The organism is Thermogutta sp., assembly GCF_039793925.1.
Classification (GTDB): domain Bacteria; phylum Planctomycetota; class Planctomycetia; order Pirellulales; family Thermoguttaceae; genus Thermogutta.
The window spans coordinates 1-333 of the sequence record NZ_JBAMME010000354.1; the positions used below are offsets into that span (position 1 = coordinate 1).

Annotated in this window: 1 protein-coding gene; it reads right to left on the reverse strand. The window is 61.9% G+C overall.

Features of this window, described 5'->3' with window-relative positions:
* The coding region (locus tag ABJK56_RS19335; RefSeq protein WP_347246329.1) for a hypothetical protein at positions 1 to 333 on the reverse strand (333 nt) is incomplete at both ends.

Sequence of the window (333 nt, forward strand, 5' to 3'; positions counted from 1 at the left end):
CACGCGATCCTCGCGCACGGCATCGTAGTCGGGCAAAAGCCGGCGCAGCGCCTCCTCCGAAACCCGCTGGCGAAAATGCCCGGCCGTGAACTCCAGCTGCAGACGCAGCTCTTCCATGGCCCGCTCCTTGAGCTCGTACACTTCTGAGATGTCCACCAAGCAGTTGGGATGGTCGTGGGCCAGGAAGTAAACGCTGCGGATTTTATGAGGAGGGCCACACTCTTCGGTACGCCAGTTGCGGCCGCTCAGGGCCAGGGCCTCTAGATATAGAAGCATGGCCTCCCGCCGATCCGGGTCCAGGTCCAAGAGGTAGTGTTCGGGGTCCTGAGTGAT